Below are 18951 nucleotides of genomic sequence, written 5' to 3'. Positions count from 1 at the left end.
AAGCAGGTGAACTGAAATGAGACCAATTATTGAATTTTGTGCTAACAATATGCATTTTGGCACCGATGAAATCATGGATCAGCTGGATGAAAATCCAGACTATGATGTGATCGAATACGGATGTCTGACCAATTGTGGCCAATGTTATATGACACCTTTTGCCCTGGTCAATGGTGAAGTCGTCACTACAGATAAAGTAGAAGATCTATATAATGCCATTCTAGCCAAAATTGCCGAAGCGGACGCCTGGGACGCGCTGGATCTCGATTAACCTTAATTAACCGAGATGGCGTTTCGACATCCAGAGCACGCCGCTTTTCAAAATACGAGGCACTCGTCCCATCATGGACGTTTTGCCCATCAGCCCAAATCCAGCTTTCTTGCCAAGCGCGCCCAGTGTGCCGCGAAGCTTAAGAGGCTGCGGATTGGGTTTTTCGCCTTTCCAAAGGGCATGCTGAATATGAGCGATCTGTTCACCCTGAACCTCCGCAGCCTGACCACTTGGTGCATAAGGGACACTAGCACAGTCACCTACCACGTAAACGTCGGTATACTCCGGAATTTGATAGTACTCATTTAATACGACACGACCTTGGGGATCTTTCGTTACATCGAGATCTTGAACTACTTTTACCGGTTGAATGCCTGCCGTCCATACGACAGCATCGGTTTGTATCTGTTCGTCGCGGTTGTAGATCGCGTTAGGCTCCACCCGTGAAATGGCGATATGTCCTCGTGCTTCAACCTGATGTTCGCCGAACCATTCGTGAACATAAGAGGAGAGACGTTGAGGGAATGCGGATAATACACGTTCACCGCGATCCAGAATACTGATATTCAGATCCGGTCTGCTTTCGCGTAATTCGGCAGCCATTTCAACACCACTTAAGCCACCGCCCACAATGTGAACATGACCATAAGCTTTAACTTCATTAAGACGCAGATACGTCTCGCGTGTTTTGCTGAAACTTTGAATGGTACAGCTATATTCTTCAGCACCAGGTGTATTATGAAAACGATCCGTACAACCTAGTCCAATGACTAGCTTGTCATATTCAAGCGGTTCCTGACCTTCGAATTCGATCTGACGCTGCTCCAGATTAATGGCAGTTACTTCACCGAAACGGTGTGTCACTTTCTCATTCACCGGAAAATGGATACGCAAGTCGTAATCCGATACCGTTCCTGCTGCGAGCGCGTAATATTCGGTCTTTAATCCCTGAAAAGGACTCCGGTCCACCAGTACAATCTGGGTGTCTGCCGGAATTTTGCCTTCCAAAAGTTCCTTGATGATGGTGAGGCCGCCATAACCGCCTCCAAGAATGACGAAATTTTTCATGACTCGGCTTCCTTTCTGCATCAGTCCCACTGCTGGGGCTGCAACCTGTAGAGCAGCCATGAACTTACATCGCTGCTCCGCTTGTTGTTTTTAGTTTAAATAATTTGAATAATTCATAATGAGGAGATGAAAATTTGAAATATGTGATCACAGTTAAGCATCACTCTGATCAAACGTCCCCCCTGATTGAAGAAAGTATCGTTCTTTGATGAGTGATGCTTCTGCTGTTGTAGCCTTTGCCTGGATCGATGAAAACAATTAGAGCTATTCGTAAACTTGAATTTCATTGTAGAACGTATCACGTTCTACTGGAATACGTCCTGCACCTTTAATAAGCCATATGAGCTCTTTACGTGTAAGGCCTTCAGGTGTCAGAGCACCTGCGGCATGACTAATCCGTTCGCGAACAATCGTACCATGTGCATCTGAAGCACCGAATCCAAGGGCAACTTGAGCCAGCTGTGGACCGATGTTAATGAAGTATGCTTTGATATGATCGATGTTATCCAGCATCAGTCGGCTGATCGCTATTGTTTTGAGATCTTCATAAGCCGAGTTACGACGCATAATGCTTGCGTTTTTACTTTTTGGCTGCATGGAAAGCGGAATAAAGACCATGAATCCGTTGGTCTCGTCTTGCAGTTCACGAATCTGCACCATATGATTGACGCGGTCCTCATAGGATTCGATCGATCCATACAACATCGTCGTATGTGTACGCATGCCTAGCTCATGAGCTGTGCGGTGCACCTCAAGATAACGATCCACGTTGGCTTTGTCTACACGCATTTTTTTGCGGTATTCATCCGAGAGAATCTCAGCGCCGCCACCAGTCAATGTTTTCAGACCTGCATTTTGCAGCTCTTGCAGAACTTCTCTGATACTGAGTCCGCTAATCCGGGTAAAGAAATCAATCTCTGCCGCAGTGTAAGCTTTCAGCGTGACATCCGGATATTTTTCGTTTAAAGCACGCAGGGAATCGACATAATATTGAAAAGGAACATGATTGTTATGTCCACCTACAATATGGAACTCACGCACGCCTGGATGAATATGCTGTTCCACATAATCGATCATTTCCGGACCCGATAATGTATAAGAGCCTTCCTCACCCTGGTCTTTGCGGAAATTACAAAATGCGCAGCGAGCTTCGCATACGTTGGTGAAATAAAGGCTCATGTTTTCAATAAAATATACTTTCTTGCCGTTCTTCCGCAGATTGGCCTCATTGGCCAGCTGGCCCAAAGTCAGCAAATCATCTGTTTCATACAGATATACGCCGTCTTCTACGCTCAGCCTTACGCCGTTCTGCACTTTCTCAACGATTTCGGCCATTCTTTTGTCTGTGAACGGTGTTACCAATGTAGACATGCTGTTTCCTCCTGTTCTTTACCGGAATACGAGTTGTGTTGTGTAGAACTTACCAGCAGAACTACATAGCAAAGATGCGGTCAACTACCGCCTTCCTGTGAAAGACTAACTCTTATTACCCGGTGCAGCGTGTGCTGCAATCGAAAAGTTTATTTTTTCAAAAGGAGCCATGTGACTCTATATGCATTGGGGACTGAGAACCAGTCTCGAAATGTGAAAAAAATTACAACTCCATATACGACCATCATCCGAATAAGTCATGGCAAAATATTGACAATTTCAGAGTGATCACCTATCCATTATAAACCTCGTGCCGCAGGGGTTCAATACACTGGGAAGAAAAAGGAGTTCAGGGGGAACGCGGAAGCGGGCAAACATGACTTGAGCCACTTGACGGGGTGGAGTATAATTTAAGGAAGAGTGATGAAAAGGAGAGTGACCTGGCATGATTAATATCAGCGAAACGGCTGCTGACCGATTGAAAGAGATGCTTGCACAGCAAGAGACTCCTGGAATGTTCCTTCGTCTTGGCGTAGCACCGGGCGGTTGTACCGGATTTTCGTACGCCATGGGCTTTGATGATAAAGAGTCCGATGAGGATATATATATGGACATTCAGGACATGAAAGTCGTTGTGGAGAAAGAAAATGTGAAATATTTGAATGGACTCGAAATTGACTTCGAAGAATCCGGCATGTCCGGCGGCTTCACCATCCACAATCCGAATGCAGTAGCCACTTGCGGCTGCGGCTCGTCCTTCCGTACACGTGAAGAAGCAGGGGTACCGGATAAAGATTGTTAATCGGGTGACGAATGTTAACCATCCTTGAATGAGTATTTTGATGTTGAAAATAAAGGCCTCTATAGCGTGTTAGTCTCGTGCTGACAACGTTATGGAGGCCTTTTTGTCATAGAGTTTCACTCGTGTCTCACGAATCCTGAGGCATAATGAAGTTTTTATTCTTTTACTTAAGGTCTGAATCCATGTTTCGTTGACATTTGCAATTGAATTTATATATTTCATAAGCATTATGGTTAAACGTATTGATAAAAGGATTAACCGTAACAAGTTGACAAGAATAGTTGTAACTTGTATAGTTACATTATGAAGTTTAGGAAAACGTTCCTAGCACAAAGAAAATGAACTCAAAATTAAAGGAGAGATTTTGAATGAAGATCGCAATTATTGGTGCAACAGGCAAAGCAGGTAGTGTTATTTCGAAAGAAGCAACAGACCGTGGACATGAAGTGACTGCAATTGTGCGTAATGCATCCAAATTAGAAGATAAAGGTCTGAACGTACTGGAAAAAGACGTATTTGATCTGACTGCTTCAGATGTTCAAGCCTTTGATGTCGTTGTGAATGCGTTTGGAGCTCCAGCGGGCAAAGAAAACCTGCATGTCGAAGTAGGACAAGCGCTTATCGGCATGTTCAAAGATGCCCCTAACACTCGTCTGATCGTTGTGGGTGGTGCAGGAAGCTTGTTCACCGATGAGTCCAAAACGCTGCGTGTTGTTGATTCCCCAGGATTCCCTGATGCGTACAAAGCAACAGCTACTAACCAAGGCAAAAACCTGCAAGATTTGCAAGCATCCTCCGGCATTCAATGGACCTTCCTTAGTCCGGCTGGATTCTTCAATCCGGAAGGCGTGCGTACTGGAAAATACCAGTCTGGCAACGATGTAATTATGGTGAACAGTGAAGGTAACAGCTACATCAGCTATGCCGATTACGCGATTGCACTTGTGGATGAAATTGAGAATCCACAGCATAAAAATGCACGCTTTACTGTAGTTGGCGAAGCGAAGTAAACTGAAAATTACGTTTCTATCTAGGATAAACGTTAAGCATTCCAATCAAGAACGCTGGTCGAAACAGATCAGCGTTTTTTTATTGTAACTAAGTTCCATTCTCTAACGTTTAATTTAAAGAATGCCAATTTTATCGAAAAGGGTGATAAAGGATGCAGAGAGGAATATTTAAACGTTTTAAATTAGCCCGAGTGGGCTTAATACTTGCCGTCAGTATCTTCTGTCTTCCTCATGTGCAGGCAGAAGGATCTACGAGTGAACAAGTAAAACGCTTGTCTGATGTTGCTGTCGTTACTGCAGGTGAACGATCCGTTTATGCAGTTAAAAAAGATGGAACAGTATGGGCTTGGGGTGGATCGCAGAGAAGCGGCTTGTTGGGTAATGGTTATCCTGTGCAATCAGAGTCTCCGGTTCAAATGAAAATTGACAATGTATCCGATGCTGCTGGCGGGACACGACATGCACTTCTTTTAAAAAAGGACGGCACGGTATGGGCAGTGGGATCGAACGAGGACGGGCAGTTGGGACTCGGGACGGCTTCTAATGATCTCGTTTTAGCACCTGTGCAAATAGAAAGTTTGAGTGATGTTACAGCAATCGCTGCTGAAGGTAATCAGAGTCTGGCCTTGAAATCAGACGGGACAGTATGGCAGTGGGGACGGACGGATCGAGTAAGCATGCCCTCATATAAGCCGGTAAAGGTAGAAGGGCTTCCAGCAGGCGCAGCCATAGCGTCGGGTTATGGGTCAGCCATGATGCTGGATACCGGAGGGAATGTGTATGTGTGGGGCACAGTGCTTACAGAGACGAATCCCGACAAGTTAAGGAAACCTACAATGGTAAGTGGGCTAAACAAGAAAGTTACAGCCATTGCGGCATCGGGGAATAGAGCTGCTGCGTTAGCGGAAGACGGAACCGTATGGACATGGAATAACTCCAAAATGTATCCCACACCTGGACAGTTACTGCATCCAACGAAGGTGCTTCAGGCAGAAGACGTGCAGCACATTGCTGGGGGAAATGGCTCTTTCTTTGGTCTGACTAAAAAGGATGGAACGGTATGGATGTGGTACAGTCACTGGGATCAGCCTACCTACAAGGCTGTTCAGATTTTAGGAATTAACGATGCGTTACATATGGCGAGCAGCCGATTTTGGGGAAATTATGCACTGCTCAAGAACGGTACGTTGATGGCATGGGAAACGGATACGCTGGGGGGATTTTCAGAGCCTAAGCCTGTTCGAGCACCAATTCAGATCAAATTAAATGGTGAGATCGTCCCTTTAGTTATCCCGCCCGTTATTATAAATAATGTCAGCTACGTGCCACTGAGAGGTGTGTTTGAACCTATAGGTGCGAAAATCGAGTGGAATCAAGGTAACTTCACAGGTATTGTTAAAAAGGGAAAAACAGTCATTGAAATATATGCTGCAGCAGAGAAGCTTCGATTAAATGGTCAGATTGTACCAGATAAGTTCAACCCTAAAATGCTGAATGGTGTTACGATGGTACCTCTTCGTTTTATCTCTGAATCATTGGGGGCGGAAGTAAGATGGAATGGTGCCGATAATATCATTCATATCAATATTCCCTAGAAGTACTCCTTTACTTATGTAAGGAACGAGGCGTATAATCCGTTTACACAACAGAGATGAAAAAGAGAGGGCACGTTTCATGAATAACGGATTAATCAATGCCATTATTGCGTATGTCATGTGGGGAATTCTCCCGCTTTATTGGAAGCTTTTTAACGACGTACCTGCTGGCGAAATTTTGTCACATCGGGTGGTGTGGTCATTTGTATTTATGGGGATTTTAGTAGCCATTCAGCGCCGCTGGAGTGATGTAAAACGAATCTGGACCAGTCGCTCGACACTATTGTCACTCACGGCAAGCGGACTACTTATTGCAATCAACTGGCTGATCTTTATCTGGGCAGTGAACAACGGTCATGTGGTGGAGACTAGCCTTGGGTATTACTTAAATCCCTTGCTGAACGTGTTGCTTGCCGTTGTTTTCCTGCACGAGAAACCCAACCGGGGGCAATGGCTCGCGATTGCAATTGCAGCGGTTGCGGTGTTGATCATTGCAATGGACTACGGACGTTTTCCGTGGATCTCCATTTCGCTGGCTGTTTCTTTTGGTTTATATGGCCTGGCGAAGAAAAAGATCAAGCAAGACGCGTCAGTGGGTTTGCTATCCGAGACAGCCGTTGTCCTACCTGTTGCATTAGGTTACTGGATTTATCTTGGTATTATAGGTAAAACAACGGCCTGGACGTTGCCTGCGCCCATGTTTTTGGAATTGCTGCTTTCCGGCGTTGTAACCGCATTGCCGCTACTGTTCTTCGCACGGGCCGCTGCTCGCATGTCGCTGTCTACGCTCGGATTTGTTCAATACATTGGTCCAACCATTATGTTAATACTGAGCATATTTGTGTTTAAGGAGTCCGTTTCACCTGTGTTACTGGGTGGCTTTGCCTTGATATGGACAGCGCTTGTCGTCTATGCTGTTTCCTCCATACGCGCTACTAAACTGGCGAAGTCGATGTCATAACAGCAGTCAATGTCATACTAGTCCTTTCCATCCATGGGATGGGAGGGCTGTTTTTTTATCAACATCTAAGATGAAGAAGGTAGATTAATTTATTCTTTTATTTACAAATTAAGGAACGTATGTTCTAATTATAGAAGTTGACTTTTTGAACGGTGGTGAAGTTGAAGGGATGGAGCAGCAGGGAATTATACTCGTTGTGAGTGTTTCGATCTTACATAAGGACAAATTACTGATTATCCAAGAGAACAAAGCATCTGTACGAAATACATGGAATTTCCCTTCAGGTCGAGTGGAGTACGGGGAAGATATACTGGATGCGGCACGTCGGGAAACCAGAGAAGAGACGGGTTATGATGTTAGACTGACTGCTACAACAGGTATTTACAATTTTATAAGCAGTCTTCAGCAACAGGTAGTTTTGTTCCATTTTATCGGTGAAATTATAGGTGGTTCTCTGCAACGGGATGCTGTAGAAATTGCAGATGCGAAGTGGGTCAGACCCGAAGAATTGTCTAACTCGGATGTACTGGATTTACGTGATCGGGAAGTGATGATGCAGATTACGGATAATGTAATGTCTAAAAAAAGAGTATCCTTTAATGATTTTTCACAGCAAGCTATAGAAATGGAGAAAGATGTTCATGAAGCCCTCGTATTTAACTCGTGCTTTTTATTATCTGTGGACAACCCAAACGGCAGCCAATGCTGCGGATGTTTTATATATTATGGCTCTTACAGTAATGGTGTTGGATCGTACGAACTCGCTAGTGTCTGCGGCGGCGTTACCATTGATCCGTAGTGGAGCCCAACTATTAAGCAGTCTTGTTGCACCGCTCCTAATCCAGCGCTTTAAGTTGTCCAGCTTGCTCTTTTTGTCACAGACCGGGCAGTTTTTATTGTTTATCTGTCTGGCTATGTACATACAGCTTAACGGAATAGAGGCTTCATTGGTGCTTGTGTTCTCGCTTATATTCGTGATGTCTTTTCTCGATGGATGGACAACGCCAGCTCGTAATGCACTGATTCCACGACTGGTTACTCATGAACAAGGTCTACTTAAAGCCAATGGATTTATGAGCGTCAGCGATCAAGTTGTACAATTTGCAGGTTGGGGCCTGAGTGGCGTAATTGTTGCATTAATTGGATCAAGTTCTACCTTGTTAGTCACAGCCGTTATTTATGGTTTGGCTGCGGTGTTTACACTTGGCGTCAAGGAGCAAGCCCATACGGAGATGGCGGAGAGACAGGTCAATGCGTCATCTGACACTACACCTGACCTTGCCATAAACAGATGGCATACGTTAACGGAAGGCTGGAAAATGATATGGAAGACTCCCCGTCTGCGGGTACTTACATTCATGGATATGATTGATATGCTTGGCGGCTCCATTTGGGTAGGTGCCTTCACATTGGCCTTTGTTCAAGTCGCACTTGGTCAAGGAGAAGAATGGTGGGGCTTTATCAATGCAGCTTATTTTGCCGGAACCATTGGTGGTGGTTTGCTGGTGCTTGCCCTAGCTAGAATCATTGGACAGCGTTATTTTTCAGTTATGATGATAGGGATGGCAGGGTACGGAATATTAACCGCGGTTTATGCGTTAAACTCACAGCCTTTTGTTGCGTTGATTTTAGTCATGTTGATGGGACCGTTTGCTGAGCTTGCAATGATCAACCGGCGTACGTTAATTCAGAGTAGTGTGGCTAATCTGATGCTGCCCAAGGTTTTATCGGCTCAAGCCTCGATGATGCATCTCGTGTTTTGCATATCTTTGCTAGGCATGGCCTGGCTTGCTGAATACATTGGCATCGTCAACCTCTATTTGTTTGCAGCTGTATTGACGATTTTAGCCATTGTAGCTGGTTTACTGAATTACCGGGCTTTTCAGGATCAAAATGTTCATCGTCAAATGATGAATTAGGGGGAGAATGATGATGGTTAATGATGAGTTACTAGAGCGAAAGCCTGATCGTTTCAGGCTACCGGGAAATAGAATTCGTTCCATATCTCCGTTTCTTTTTTCAGTAATCATCGGGATGATGTACACATGGTTAGTCGTTAATGAACCGACAAACGGATATCTCAGAGCAATATTGCCAAGTACAGATGGAGCCGATCTCCATCAATATCTTCCGGTCATCTTTCCTGCATTTGTATTTTCGTATGTTGTACAGAGAAAACACATGATTCTGATCGAAAATATATCGTTTAGCTGTATTCAAGCGATTATTGCCATCCTCAGTCTTTTTGTATCTCTTATAGCTGTTATGGTGTTCATGTAATTTCGAACAGGATCATTTGAAATCTCCCCCGGAATACTCAACCGTTGTTCCCTCCAAGTAACTAGTATATAAGAGGGCCATAATGCTCTTTAACATCAAAATGCGCTATCCCTAAGGGGAAGCGCATTTTGTGAATATTTTTTTACTCCCGTGAAAAGACTAGGCAGGTTTTTAGAAGCCCTTCCGTAAGGAGCAGCGCGTAGTGGAGGGGGCGGGATCGATTCTGTAGAAGCGAAGTGTTCGCGTTTGTCATCGGATTTTCCCCTATGGAGGGGAATTCAAACAGAAATCCGAGGACAACCAGCGATCGAAAGAACGCCCCGCCCCCGGAACGTCCACTCGCAGTCTCCATCCTTAATGTTTTTATCTACTCCCGTGAAAAGACTAGGCACGTTTTAGAAGCCCTTCCGTAAGGAGCAGCGCGTAGTGGAGGGGGCGGGATCGATTCTGTAGAAGCGAAGTGTTCGCGTTTGTCATCGGATTTTCCCCTATGGAGGGGAATTCAAACAGAAATCCGAGGACAACCAGCGATCGAAAGAACGCCCCACCCGCGTAACGTCCACCGCAGCTCCCTCCCGCGCACAAGGCTTCTAACCTCCGTGCTTAGTCAATGAACCCTTCCATGGTAGCGGTCGGCATCATATTGGACTGCCAAGCGCCTTTGGTGTAACCAGCATTATAACCTGGAGTAGCTTGTGGCTCCCAGTAGAATACACCTTTTCCTTTGCCACTTGGCAAATTGCGAATCTGATTTTTCATCGCTGCGACAAAGCTTTTACCTGCCGCTGCCTGATTGTTGTCCATGCCAATTTCGGAGATCATGATTTCTTTGCCATAACGGTTGATCATATCCTTTGCATTGTTGACCGTCTTGGTCACCGCGGTGTTCCAGCCAGAAGCGGAAGGATAGAGAGACATTGCAATCATGTCAAAATTGGCCCCATTGTTGATTAGTCCGCCGATGTTCCAGACAAACAGGGCATTATCGTCTCCGTTTGCAAGATGCACCATCGTTTTGGTACCGCTGCTTATGGATTTTACAGCATTATGTCCTGTGTTCACGAGCCAAGCATAATTTTTCATATTAACGGAAGCTTTACCATCATCCCACAACATACCGTTGCTGGTTTCGTTACCGATCTGTACCCAGTCTGGAGTGACACCTTTACTCTGCATGGTCGTCATAACGTCACGGGTATAGCTCCAGACAACATCCATCAACTGCTGGAAGGTATAGTTTTTCCATGCGGCTGGCTTAGTTTGTTTGCCTGGGTCTGCCCAGGAATCGCTGTAATGCAGTGTCAGCATGACACTCATACCTGCATTTTTAGCACGTTGTGCGAGAGCAGCAGCGCGATCTTTATTCATGTAACCGTTACCATAATCATTCGAAGGATTAACGAACACCCGGATGCGGACGGAGTTAATCTGGTAATCCTTTTTCAAAATATCAATGATGTCCCGTTGTACGCCGTTTTTATCTTTCCACTTGTAGCCTTGAGCTTCCATGCCGGGAACCCAGCTGATGTCGGCTCCTTTAGCAAAACCCGGTGCAGCGCTGATGTGCTGGCCTGCAGGTAGCAGGACAGAAGTAAAGAACAAAACAAATGCCAATAAAAATCTCATTTTGGAACCCCTTACATTTCTAAACATGACAACATGCCTCCTCGGTTATAAGTTGAGATGCATCCTCATTATAGCCTTGCGAAATCATGCTCCTAAAGGGTCCGTTTCCAATATTTTGGTTGTTTTCTTAACTTCTCCTCTTTTTCACCCGTTACTTCTCTATCTATTATAAAAAAAGACAAAACAAAAAGCCGTCCGAAGACGGCTTTTCTACCCGTGGCGCTTTTTTGAAACATTGATCCGTATCCCGCGCCTCCATTACCATCCAATTTTATTTGGAAGTAGTGGATCGGGTAAGGGACACGTTCAACATGTGATTAGAAATGTTGACGCACCTCCTTTCCTTGTGGCAAGAGTATACAACACTCTGTTTCAGAAAGCTAGTCTTTTTTCATATTTACGCAAAATTATTTTTCGGTTTGAAACATCGTCGTTTCCCGTGCATAATGGCTCTTCGTTCCATTATCATTGCGAATCCGTACACTATCATCACTGATCTTCTCCACAATGCCGCGACCGACTTCACAATATACACCTGCCGGATCTTCCTGCCATGCGGTAACTACACATTGGGAAAGAGCGGCAGTGAAAAACTCGATGTTTTTTTGTAACGTTCTAGGTTTATTCGATTTCATGAGATACTCCTTTAAAATAACGTAAATTTGGGATGATAACGACAGCCGATCAAATCACACTGTTATTCACTTTACCTTGTCTATTGTGCTTTGTAAAGGGATGGAAAAAGTTACGGTCATGAGTTATCATTTACATAAATTTAACACTGCGATAACATTCCGATGACGCTTGGAGTCGATTACGAATAGTACAATTACAAAAGAGGTTCGAAAGATTCTATGAATAGTAGAAGTTCAAATAAGAATTGACATGCATCACATTCGGAGGCCATACATGCATAAAGATATTAAAACAGGCAACTATGTTAATCGTGATTTGAGTTGGGTTGAATTTAATCGGCGTGTGCTTCAGGAGGCACAGGACACCACGACGCCTATGCTGGAGCGGATGAGGTTTCTTGGCATCGTTGCCAGCAATCTGGATGAGTTTGTCAGTGTCAGGCTCGCAGAGACCAAGGAGAAAATCAAGGCTGGATTCACGCAAAAAGATTTTACTGGCTATACCCCTTCGGGGTTGTACCGCAGACTCATTAAACGAACCGGGGCCATGGTCGCGGAGCAATATAAAACGTACCGTGAGCTCATTCGCCTTCTCGCCAAGAAAGGCGTGCACATCCAGGAGTATGTGGATCTTAATGTGACGCAGCAACGGGCAATGGATCAATATTACCATGACATTATTTTTCCGGTGCTTACGCCGATGGCTATCGACCAGAGCCGGCCTTTTCCGCTAGTGCACAACAAGTCCGTTTATCTGTCCGTAATGCTGCAAAAAGAAGATGAGCAGGATGGCGAGCCATTTATGGCGATCGTGCAGGTACCTTCCAATCTTCCTCGCATTGTGAAGGTTCCTCTGAGGGCCAATAGCAAGAAAAAAAGTTTCATTCTAATCGAAGACTTGATTAAACAGCATGTGCACACCTTGTTCAGCGGATATGTATCGCTGGCTGTGCAGGAGTTCCGGGTAACTCGAAACGCAGATCTCTCCATTAATGAAGAAGAAGCGGAAGACTTGCTGGAGGCCATTGAAAAAGAGCTGCGTCGCAGACGTCGCGGAGCCCCTGTCAGACTGGAAGTGTGCAAGGATTTCCGTAGTGACGCGCTACAGGAGCTGCAAGAGGAGTTTGAAATTCAGGACCCGATCTTTGAAATTGATGGACCGCTGGATCTCAGCTTTTTAGCTGGATTTGTGGATAGCCTCGAAGGTTTCTCACATCTCAAATATGGTCCTGTACAACCTGTATATCCGCCTGAGTTCCTGCCGAGAGAAAGTCATTTTGAGCTACTTCGCAGACAGGATGTGCTGGTTCATCACCCGTATGAATCGTTTGAACCGGTGACAGATTTTATACTGGAAGCTTCAGAAGATCCACAGGTTCTGGCTATTAAAATGACGCTTTACCGAGTCAATGGTGACTCGCGTCTTATTCCAGCGCTCGCGCTCGCTGCAGAGAGTGGGAAGCAAGTTACCGTTGTTGTGGAACTGAAAGCTAGGTTTGATGAGGAACGGAATATTGCATGGGCTCGGAAGCTAGAAAAGGCAGGCTGCCATGTCGTTTATGGTTTGGTCGGTCTGAAAACACATGCAAAAATCATTCTCGTTGTACGCCGGGAGCAGCAGGGGCTGCGCCGATATGTTCACGTTGGTACGGGGAACTACAACGAAAGCACCGCCAAAGTGTATACGGATGTAGGTTTGTTCACCTCTAACCCGATCATTGGTGAGGATGCATCTGAACTGTTTAACGAGATTACCGGTTATTCCGGCCCGAAGGCACTGCAAGCATTCCGTGTTGCGCCAGATGGCATGAAGGACGAGTTGTTCACATTGATTCGCCGAGAAACAGAGCATGCATTAAAAGGCAAACGTTCCCGAATCATTGCCAAGATCAACTCTTTATCACATCAGGAAATGATAGATCAATTATATGTAGCTTCGCAGGCAGGGGTGCAGATTGACCTGATTGTCCGCGGCGTATGTTGCTTACGTCCAGGTGTAGAAGGGCTGAGCGAGAACATTCGAGTCATTAGTATTGTAGACCGTTTTCTTGAACATTCCCGGTTGTTTTACTTTGAAAATGACGGTAACCCCGATGTTTTCATTTCCAGTGCAGACTGGATGTCACGTAACTTAAATCGACGTATTGAGCTGATGTGTCCTGTATTTGATCCTTCATTGAAAAAAATGCTGGTGGATATCCTCAATCTGTCATTGAATGACAATGTGAAGGCCAGAGAACTTATGCCAAACGGCAATTATATATTTGTAAAAAATGAAAAGCCCCCGCTGAGAAGTCAGACGGAGGCGATGGGAATTATCCCTTGGAAGCCCGCACAATGGAGTGTTTTAACGTAACTCCCCAGGCTTCTTGCAAATCTTTGACGGCATCTTCCAGGCCGTTGAGTTCCAGTAAAGGCTCGTCTGTACAGGTCAACGTGACCTGCAGCGAGTCTTTTTCTTTGACTGCGTGAATGGCAGCAATGCTCTCCGCACGGTTGATCGCTTCGGCTGCTCGGAGCAACGAACCGATGCGGTGGGCATGTTGTGTATCCGAATCTTTCAGAATGTCCTCATGCTTCTGTAGAAGTTGAGGCGTTCTTTTTTTCGGATGATAGTCGGCTGCAATGGCACTTAAAATTGTTTCCCTATGGGACAGACCGTAAATGCTTGCATTCATAATCCAGTATGCCGAGTGTTGCGTGTACCGGAAAAAGTTAATTTGTTTGCCAGCCATGTGCAGCATGGAGCAGGCGTACAGAATTCGTTCATCAGACTCATCAGGTGCAGCCTCCTGTAACGCGGTGTACAAGTGAACCATATCCTGATAAATTCGGTTCAGACGTTTCTCTGGGATCGGCGGGCCATAATGAAGGAAATTGCGGATACTGTCCTTCAGTGCATCCGGTGCGGCAGGTTGACCAGATGCGAGATAGTCTCTCAAGAGGCCATCACGAAGTCCTGCTCCGCTCACCACATAACGATCTCCCTGGATGATACGGAAGATGGTACGCAGGATCAGTACGCCAGGTACGATAATGTCGGCCCGATCTTTGGCGAGACCTGGCACCTTTTTGCGTTGGGCCGAAGTAAGATAAGGCAAGGAATGAGCGATATTTTCCATCGCTTCCTCTCCAATCTCATAATGATGCGTGACTGGCAAAGAATATTGCGTCCGTTTCTGTTCTACTTTTGCGAGTGTACGCATCGTACCGCCTAGTCCAATCAGTGGCAAACCGGGATGTTCCCGAATCCAGTCCTGTCCCTTTAATGCCTCGATAACGTTATTGCACAGTGCCAGTTCATTGGCTTCGGTCCATTGATCCTCGCCCCCATAACGGGCATGTGAATTCACGGCACCGATCGGCAATGAGACGCTGTGCAATCTTTCGCGATTGCGGAATACGGTGATTTCCGTACTACCGCCCCCGATGTCCACAACATAACCGTCCTTCAGATCAATGGACTGAATCACGCCCAAAAATCCGTAATAAGCCTCTCGATCTCCCGAGACACATTCAATTGTAAGTCCAGTCTCACTTTCTAACCATGCAATAATCTGCGCGGCGTTAGTTGCATTACGGATAGCTGCTGTCGCAGCTGCCCGAATCAGTTCGGTTTGATAAGCCTCACAGGTGGCCTTGAATTGCCGCAAAATAGTCATCGCAGTTGTTAAAGACTGCCTTTGGATGCTGCCATCCGGTTCAACAACTCCGCTTAGTCTGGCAGCATATTTGTCTTCATGAATAATGCGGTACGCTCCATCTTCACTCACCTCATAGATCACAAGACGAATGGAGTTTGAGCCAATATCAACAATTCCAAGTGTTTTATTATTTCGTGTCATAAGCATCTCCTTCTACAAAGGTCAGTTACCCGTAATGCAACAGGGCAGCCATGGCTTCCGGTGAGCCTGGAGGCGTGGCAGAGAAGGGCGTGGTGAACATCACGACGATGATAAAGACGATGAAACAGGCAAATAAAATACAACTTAGGGCAAAGCCACGATTGCGTTTTTTGATAAACAGACGAATCCCGATTACGAAAAGAAGTACAGTCACCGCGACCAGTACAATCGACATCGCGAAGTAGGCTACACCATAAAGTGATTTGAAAAATGCTTCCATGTCTTCTGAACGCTCCTTAGAACCTCATTTTTAGCCAATACAAGTCATTCTTTAGTAGCATACGACAGATTGAACCGTTTGAAAAGTAAACCGGCGTTTGTCCCGGAATCCGCTTAGCAAAGCAGGACATGTTCCACAGAAAAGGGGCCCCTGCCTTGGACAATCATCCAAGAAAATCATCCATGGGTTGAGTATGTATAAGGAAGGAGCATTGTTTCAGAGAGGAGATCAACCTATGTCGAGACAATTAGCAAGCAAATGGCGGAAGACGGCTGCATTAATAAAATATCCGGTGGCTGCTGCTCATATTCCGCAGACAAAAGCATTTAATTCAGCTAATTTGCTGTTTATGTTGCAACGTTATGGAATGGTATACATTAAACCCGTTGTTGGCGGCGGAGGATATGGCGTGATCCGAGTATCAAGCAGTGGTGGTGTCTACAGGTATACACATATGAAGGTTAGTCGTTCATTCGCCAGCTTTAGACAGATGTGTCGTTCCCTAGTGCGCGTAAAGGCAAAACGAAGATATTTGATCCAACAAGGGATTCATCTTGCAACCATTCACGGAAGACCTGTGGATTACAGAGTTAAGGTGGTCAAGACTGCGCAGGGATGGGTATTTCGTTCTTTAGTTGGAAGACTTGCCCGTCCGGGATTGTGTGTGACGAATCTGAGCAAGGGAGGAACGATGCTTTCAGGCAAAAGAGCACTCGCCTTATCACTGCCTCACATCGCTAATGCGCATAAACGGCACGAGATGCGTTCATTGACACTGACTTGTACACATATTATGGAAACGCAGTTCCCTGGCATAGGTCAGCTGGGATTTGATTATGGTTTGGATCACTCCGGCAGAATATGGATTTTGGAAGTGAATACCAGACCTCAATGAAAATTGCTGGAAAGTCTAAAGAAAACGTAGGGAAAACCGATAGTATATACAAGAGAAATCGGTTGAAAAGCGTTTGAAAATTTTCGGTTTTGGGTAATACATTCGGAGCATCGGTGGAAAATATGAAAATAGCTCTAAATTTTCTGTTTATCCTGAATTTCATAGAGATGCTATTCATCCTGTGTATAATTAATGTCCACATTATCCACCCTTATACATTCTATGTTTTTTCCAATTATCAACAAACTATGCACAGGATTTCCACATGTTGTTGTGGATAACAAGAACGCTTGTTCTCTTCCGTGATCTCTGATATGATAGTTTTGAGGAAAATAAAGGAAAGGTTGTGGCGGGAAATGGCTATGTTATCCGATGAGATGTTGTTGGATTCCTACCATAAAGCGATCGAACTGGATCTCGAAAGAGATTTCATCGCGCTGCTATTGGCAGAAATCCATAAGCGCAAACTGGGTACTGACGTATCTGCCATACTTCACTAGAGATCCTCATTGCAGGCAATGTTACAGGTTTCCGGACAAGTCCCATAAAGAGACAGGCAACAGTGTGCTTGTTTGACAATGGTGACAATACAACAAGTGATTGCAAACGCTCTCGGTTTCGTCTGCCATGTCAGAGGAAGCCTGAAGTTCGTAGGGGCTGTATGGTCCGGTGTAGTCGTCTAATTTGCCGCATTCTGACAGTCCCTGAAGGCAGTGGGGACAAGCCTGCTCCGGTACAACCAGACCGTTACACAGCGGGCATATATAAGACAAGGGTATCCCTCCTGATTATGAGATTGCTCAGGAGTAAGATACCCTTTTTTGTGCCATATTATGTGATTTCTCTTATAAGGTGAAGTCTTTACATTAACGTTTCATGTTACTGCTGTGTCCAGGAGACAACTTGGCATCTGGATCGAAGTATACTTTTGCATTATTCACTGCAGTAGGAGCTTCTCCAAAGCCTACAGCAATCAGTTTCAGCTTGCCTGGATATGTTGTGATATCGCCGGCAGCAAAGATGCCAGGTATAGATGTTTCCATGCGGGAGTCCACAACGATGGAATTGCTATCAATTTCGATACCCCATTCGGCAATCGGACCAAGGGATGAGACGAAACCAAAGTTAACAATAACATTATCCACTTCAATTTCTTGTGTTTCTTTTGTTTTAACATGTGCGAGAGTAACCTTAGTAATCGTGTCCTCTCCGTGAAGTTCCGTAATTTCGGTTGGTGTGACAACGTTGACTTTGGAATTCATCAGGTTTTCCACACTGTGCTCATGTGCGCGGAACTTGTCCCGGCGGTGAATCAGAGTAACTTGCTCCGCAATTGGCTCAAGCATAAGTGCCCAGTCCACAGCAGAATCTCCGCCGCCGCTGATCAAAACTTTTTTACCTGCAAAAGCGTTTAAATCACTGATGAAGTAATGCAGATTGGTTTTCTCAAACTTTGCTGCACCTTCCAGTTCAAGACGTCGAGGTTCAAAGGCTCCGACACCAGCTGTAATAATAACGGCTTTAGCATGATATTCATTCTCATCTGTCTTTACGATGAAATGCTGTTCTTCTTTTTTCTCCACCGATACTACTTTTTCTTCCAGACGGATGTTCGGGTTAAAGTGGTTCATCTGCTCGATCAGGTTGTTAACCAGTTCCTGAGCAGTCACTTTTGGGAAGCCGGCTACATCATAGATGTATTTCTCTGGATATAAGGCAGCTAGCTGTCCGCCAAGCTGAGGCATACTTTCTACCAGCGTAACAGATGCCTGACGCATACCTCCATAAAATGCAGCGAACAGGCCCGCAGGACCGCCGCCGATAATAAGCAAATCGGTCATTTCATGACCGGATGTCTGTGCAGTCAACAATCAACAACACCTTTCTTATTTTAATAGGTAGAGACCAGTCAATATTTTTGCAAATTACGTCATATAATCTGCATGGGTGCCAAACGGTCTTTCCTATTATAAACGGTGTAATCTGGGTTGCAAAGTTAGCTGGATCACTTATTCGAGAATAATTGATGAAGATCTGGTGAGAATAGGATGAAATTGGAAATGAAAGGTTATGAAAAATAACAAAAAAAACCTTGATCTTTGCGTCAAATACAGATATCCTTGACCTGTACTATGTGTTTTTTTGTCAAAATAAGAGTGATATAATCGGGTCGAGACACTCCTTGTGTTTTGTGGAAACTTGTGGTTAATTTCACAACTAAAATCGATGATATGCGTATAGAGTTTCAAAACCATTCATGAAGTTTACATTTGTCGTCATAATGGATAAGACCTGAGCAATACTTGTAAGTA

General features: G+C 45.0%; 19 protein-coding genes. 11 read left to right on the top strand and 8 right to left on the bottom strand.

The window, feature by feature from the left end:
- Nucleotides 1-16 precede the first annotated feature (16 nt).
- Entirely contained in the window at nt 17-271 is a 255-nt protein-coding gene (locus tag AC1VYS_RS23310) for a YuzB family protein (RefSeq protein WP_441929858.1), read from the top strand.
- A gap of 6 nt (nt 272-277) precedes the next feature.
- Here the strand turns inward: AC1VYS_RS23310 and AC1VYS_RS23305 are convergent, their stop codons facing one another.
- A complete protein-coding gene (locus tag AC1VYS_RS23305; RefSeq protein WP_482915100.1) occupies nt 278-1339 on the bottom strand; it encodes an NAD(P)/FAD-dependent oxidoreductase in 1062 nt (353 codons plus the stop codon).
- 264 nt (nt 1340-1603) lie between these two features.
- Nucleotides 1604-2710, bottom strand: coding sequence for an aminofutalosine synthase MqnE (gene mqnE / locus AC1VYS_RS23300; protein ID WP_482911667.1), 1107 nt, complete (start codon nt 2708-2710; stop codon nt 1604-1606).
- Nucleotides 2711-3155: 445 nt separating this feature from the next.
- Here mqnE and AC1VYS_RS23295 point away from each other — a divergent pair, with 445 nt between their 5' ends.
- From AC1VYS_RS23295 to AC1VYS_RS23265, 7 genes are all read left to right on the top strand, one after another.
- Nucleotides 3156-3512 carry a HesB/IscA family protein gene (locus AC1VYS_RS23295; protein ID WP_434749531.1) on the top strand — a complete coding sequence of 119 codons (357 nt, stop codon included), beginning with the start codon at nt 3156-3158 and terminating at the stop codon, nt 3510-3512.
- A gap of 368 nt (nt 3513-3880) precedes the next feature.
- Nucleotides 3881-4522, top strand: a complete 642-nt coding sequence (locus AC1VYS_RS23290; RefSeq protein WP_482911666.1) for an NAD(P)-dependent oxidoreductase — start codon at nt 3881-3883, stop codon at nt 4520-4522.
- Between the two features lie 152 nt (nt 4523-4674).
- Complete coding sequence (locus tag AC1VYS_RS23285; RefSeq protein WP_482911665.1) at nt 4675-6117, top strand: stalk domain-containing protein; 1443 nt, start codon at nt 4675-4677, stop codon at nt 6115-6117.
- A 79-nt stretch (nt 6118-6196) separates the two neighbouring features.
- Nucleotides 6197-7078, top strand: a complete 882-nt coding sequence (rarD, locus tag AC1VYS_RS23280; RefSeq protein ID WP_482911664.1) for an EamA family transporter RarD — start codon at nt 6197-6199, stop codon at nt 7076-7078.
- A 145-nt stretch (nt 7079-7223) separates the two neighbouring features.
- Complete coding sequence (locus tag AC1VYS_RS23275) at nt 7224-7877, top strand: NUDIX hydrolase (protein ID WP_482911663.1); 654 nt, start codon at nt 7224-7226, stop codon at nt 7875-7877.
- A complete protein-coding gene (locus tag AC1VYS_RS23270) occupies nt 7804-8997 on the top strand; it encodes an MFS transporter (RefSeq protein ID WP_482911662.1) in 1194 nt (397 codons plus the stop codon). Before AC1VYS_RS23275 ends, AC1VYS_RS23270 begins: the two co-directional genes overlap by 74 nt.
- Nucleotides 8998-9007: 10 nt before the next feature.
- On the top strand, nt 9008-9358 hold the full coding sequence (locus AC1VYS_RS23265) for a hypothetical protein (protein ID WP_482911661.1): 351 nt from the start codon (nt 9008-9010) through the stop codon (nt 9356-9358).
- 603 nt (nt 9359-9961) lie between these two features.
- Here AC1VYS_RS23265 and AC1VYS_RS23260 read toward each other — a convergent pair.
- Together AC1VYS_RS23260 and AC1VYS_RS23255 are read right to left on the bottom strand one after the other, a co-directional pair.
- Nucleotides 9962-11011 carry a glycoside hydrolase family 53 protein gene (locus tag AC1VYS_RS23260; RefSeq protein WP_482911660.1) on the bottom strand — a complete coding sequence of 350 codons (1050 nt, stop codon included), beginning with the start codon at nt 11009-11011 and terminating at the stop codon, nt 9962-9964.
- Nucleotides 11012-11391: 380 nt separating this feature from the next.
- Nucleotides 11392-11619 (bottom strand): hypothetical protein, encoded by a 228-nt coding sequence (locus AC1VYS_RS23255; RefSeq protein WP_123064690.1) that lies wholly within the window; start codon nt 11617-11619, stop codon nt 11392-11394.
- A gap of 274 nt (nt 11620-11893) precedes the next feature.
- Between AC1VYS_RS23255 and ppk1 the strand changes: the two genes are divergently transcribed.
- Nucleotides 11894-13975: a polyphosphate kinase 1 gene (ppk1, locus tag AC1VYS_RS23250; protein WP_482911659.1), complete on the top strand. Its 2082-nt coding sequence runs from the start codon at nt 11894-11896 to the stop codon at nt 13973-13975.
- On the opposite strand, the gene AC1VYS_RS23245 is transcribed toward ppk1, so the two are convergent.
- Together AC1VYS_RS23245 and AC1VYS_RS23240 are read right to left on the bottom strand one after the other, a co-directional pair.
- The gene (locus AC1VYS_RS23245) at nt 13935-15464 is read right to left on the bottom strand and encodes a Ppx/GppA phosphatase family protein (protein ID WP_482911658.1); all 1530 of its coding nucleotides are present in this window, start codon (nt 15462-15464) and stop codon (nt 13935-13937) included. The genes ppk1 and AC1VYS_RS23245 overlap by 41 nt on opposite strands.
- Nucleotides 15465-15489: 25 nt before the next feature.
- The gene (locus AC1VYS_RS23240; protein WP_123064687.1) at nt 15490-15744 is read right to left on the bottom strand and encodes a hypothetical protein; all 255 of its coding nucleotides are present in this window, start codon (nt 15742-15744) and stop codon (nt 15490-15492) included.
- A 235-nt stretch (nt 15745-15979) separates the two neighbouring features.
- Between AC1VYS_RS23240 and AC1VYS_RS23235 the strand changes: the two genes are divergently transcribed.
- Complete coding sequence (locus tag AC1VYS_RS23235; RefSeq protein WP_482911657.1) at nt 15980-16639, top strand: YheC/YheD family protein; 660 nt, start codon at nt 15980-15982, stop codon at nt 16637-16639.
- A gap of 356 nt (nt 16640-16995) precedes the next feature.
- Nucleotides 16996-17139 (top strand): sporulation histidine kinase inhibitor Sda, encoded by a 144-nt coding sequence (gene sda, locus AC1VYS_RS23230; RefSeq protein WP_024632651.1) that lies wholly within the window; start codon nt 16996-16998, stop codon nt 17137-17139.
- Nucleotides 17140-17160: 21 nt separating this feature from the next.
- On the opposite strand, the gene AC1VYS_RS23225 is transcribed toward sda, so the two are convergent.
- Nucleotides 17161-17412, bottom strand: a complete 252-nt coding sequence (locus AC1VYS_RS23225) for a hypothetical protein (protein WP_482911656.1) — start codon at nt 17410-17412, stop codon at nt 17161-17163.
- A 93-nt stretch (nt 17413-17505) separates the two neighbouring features.
- Complete coding sequence (locus AC1VYS_RS23220; protein WP_482911655.1) at nt 17506-18507, bottom strand: NAD(P)/FAD-dependent oxidoreductase; 1002 nt, start codon at nt 18505-18507, stop codon at nt 17506-17508.
- Between the last annotated feature and the right edge of the window lie 444 nt (nt 18508-18951).

It is taken from the genome of Paenibacillus sp. G34 (assembly GCF_056856875.1).
This window is presented reverse-complemented; position numbering and strand designations above follow the sequence as displayed.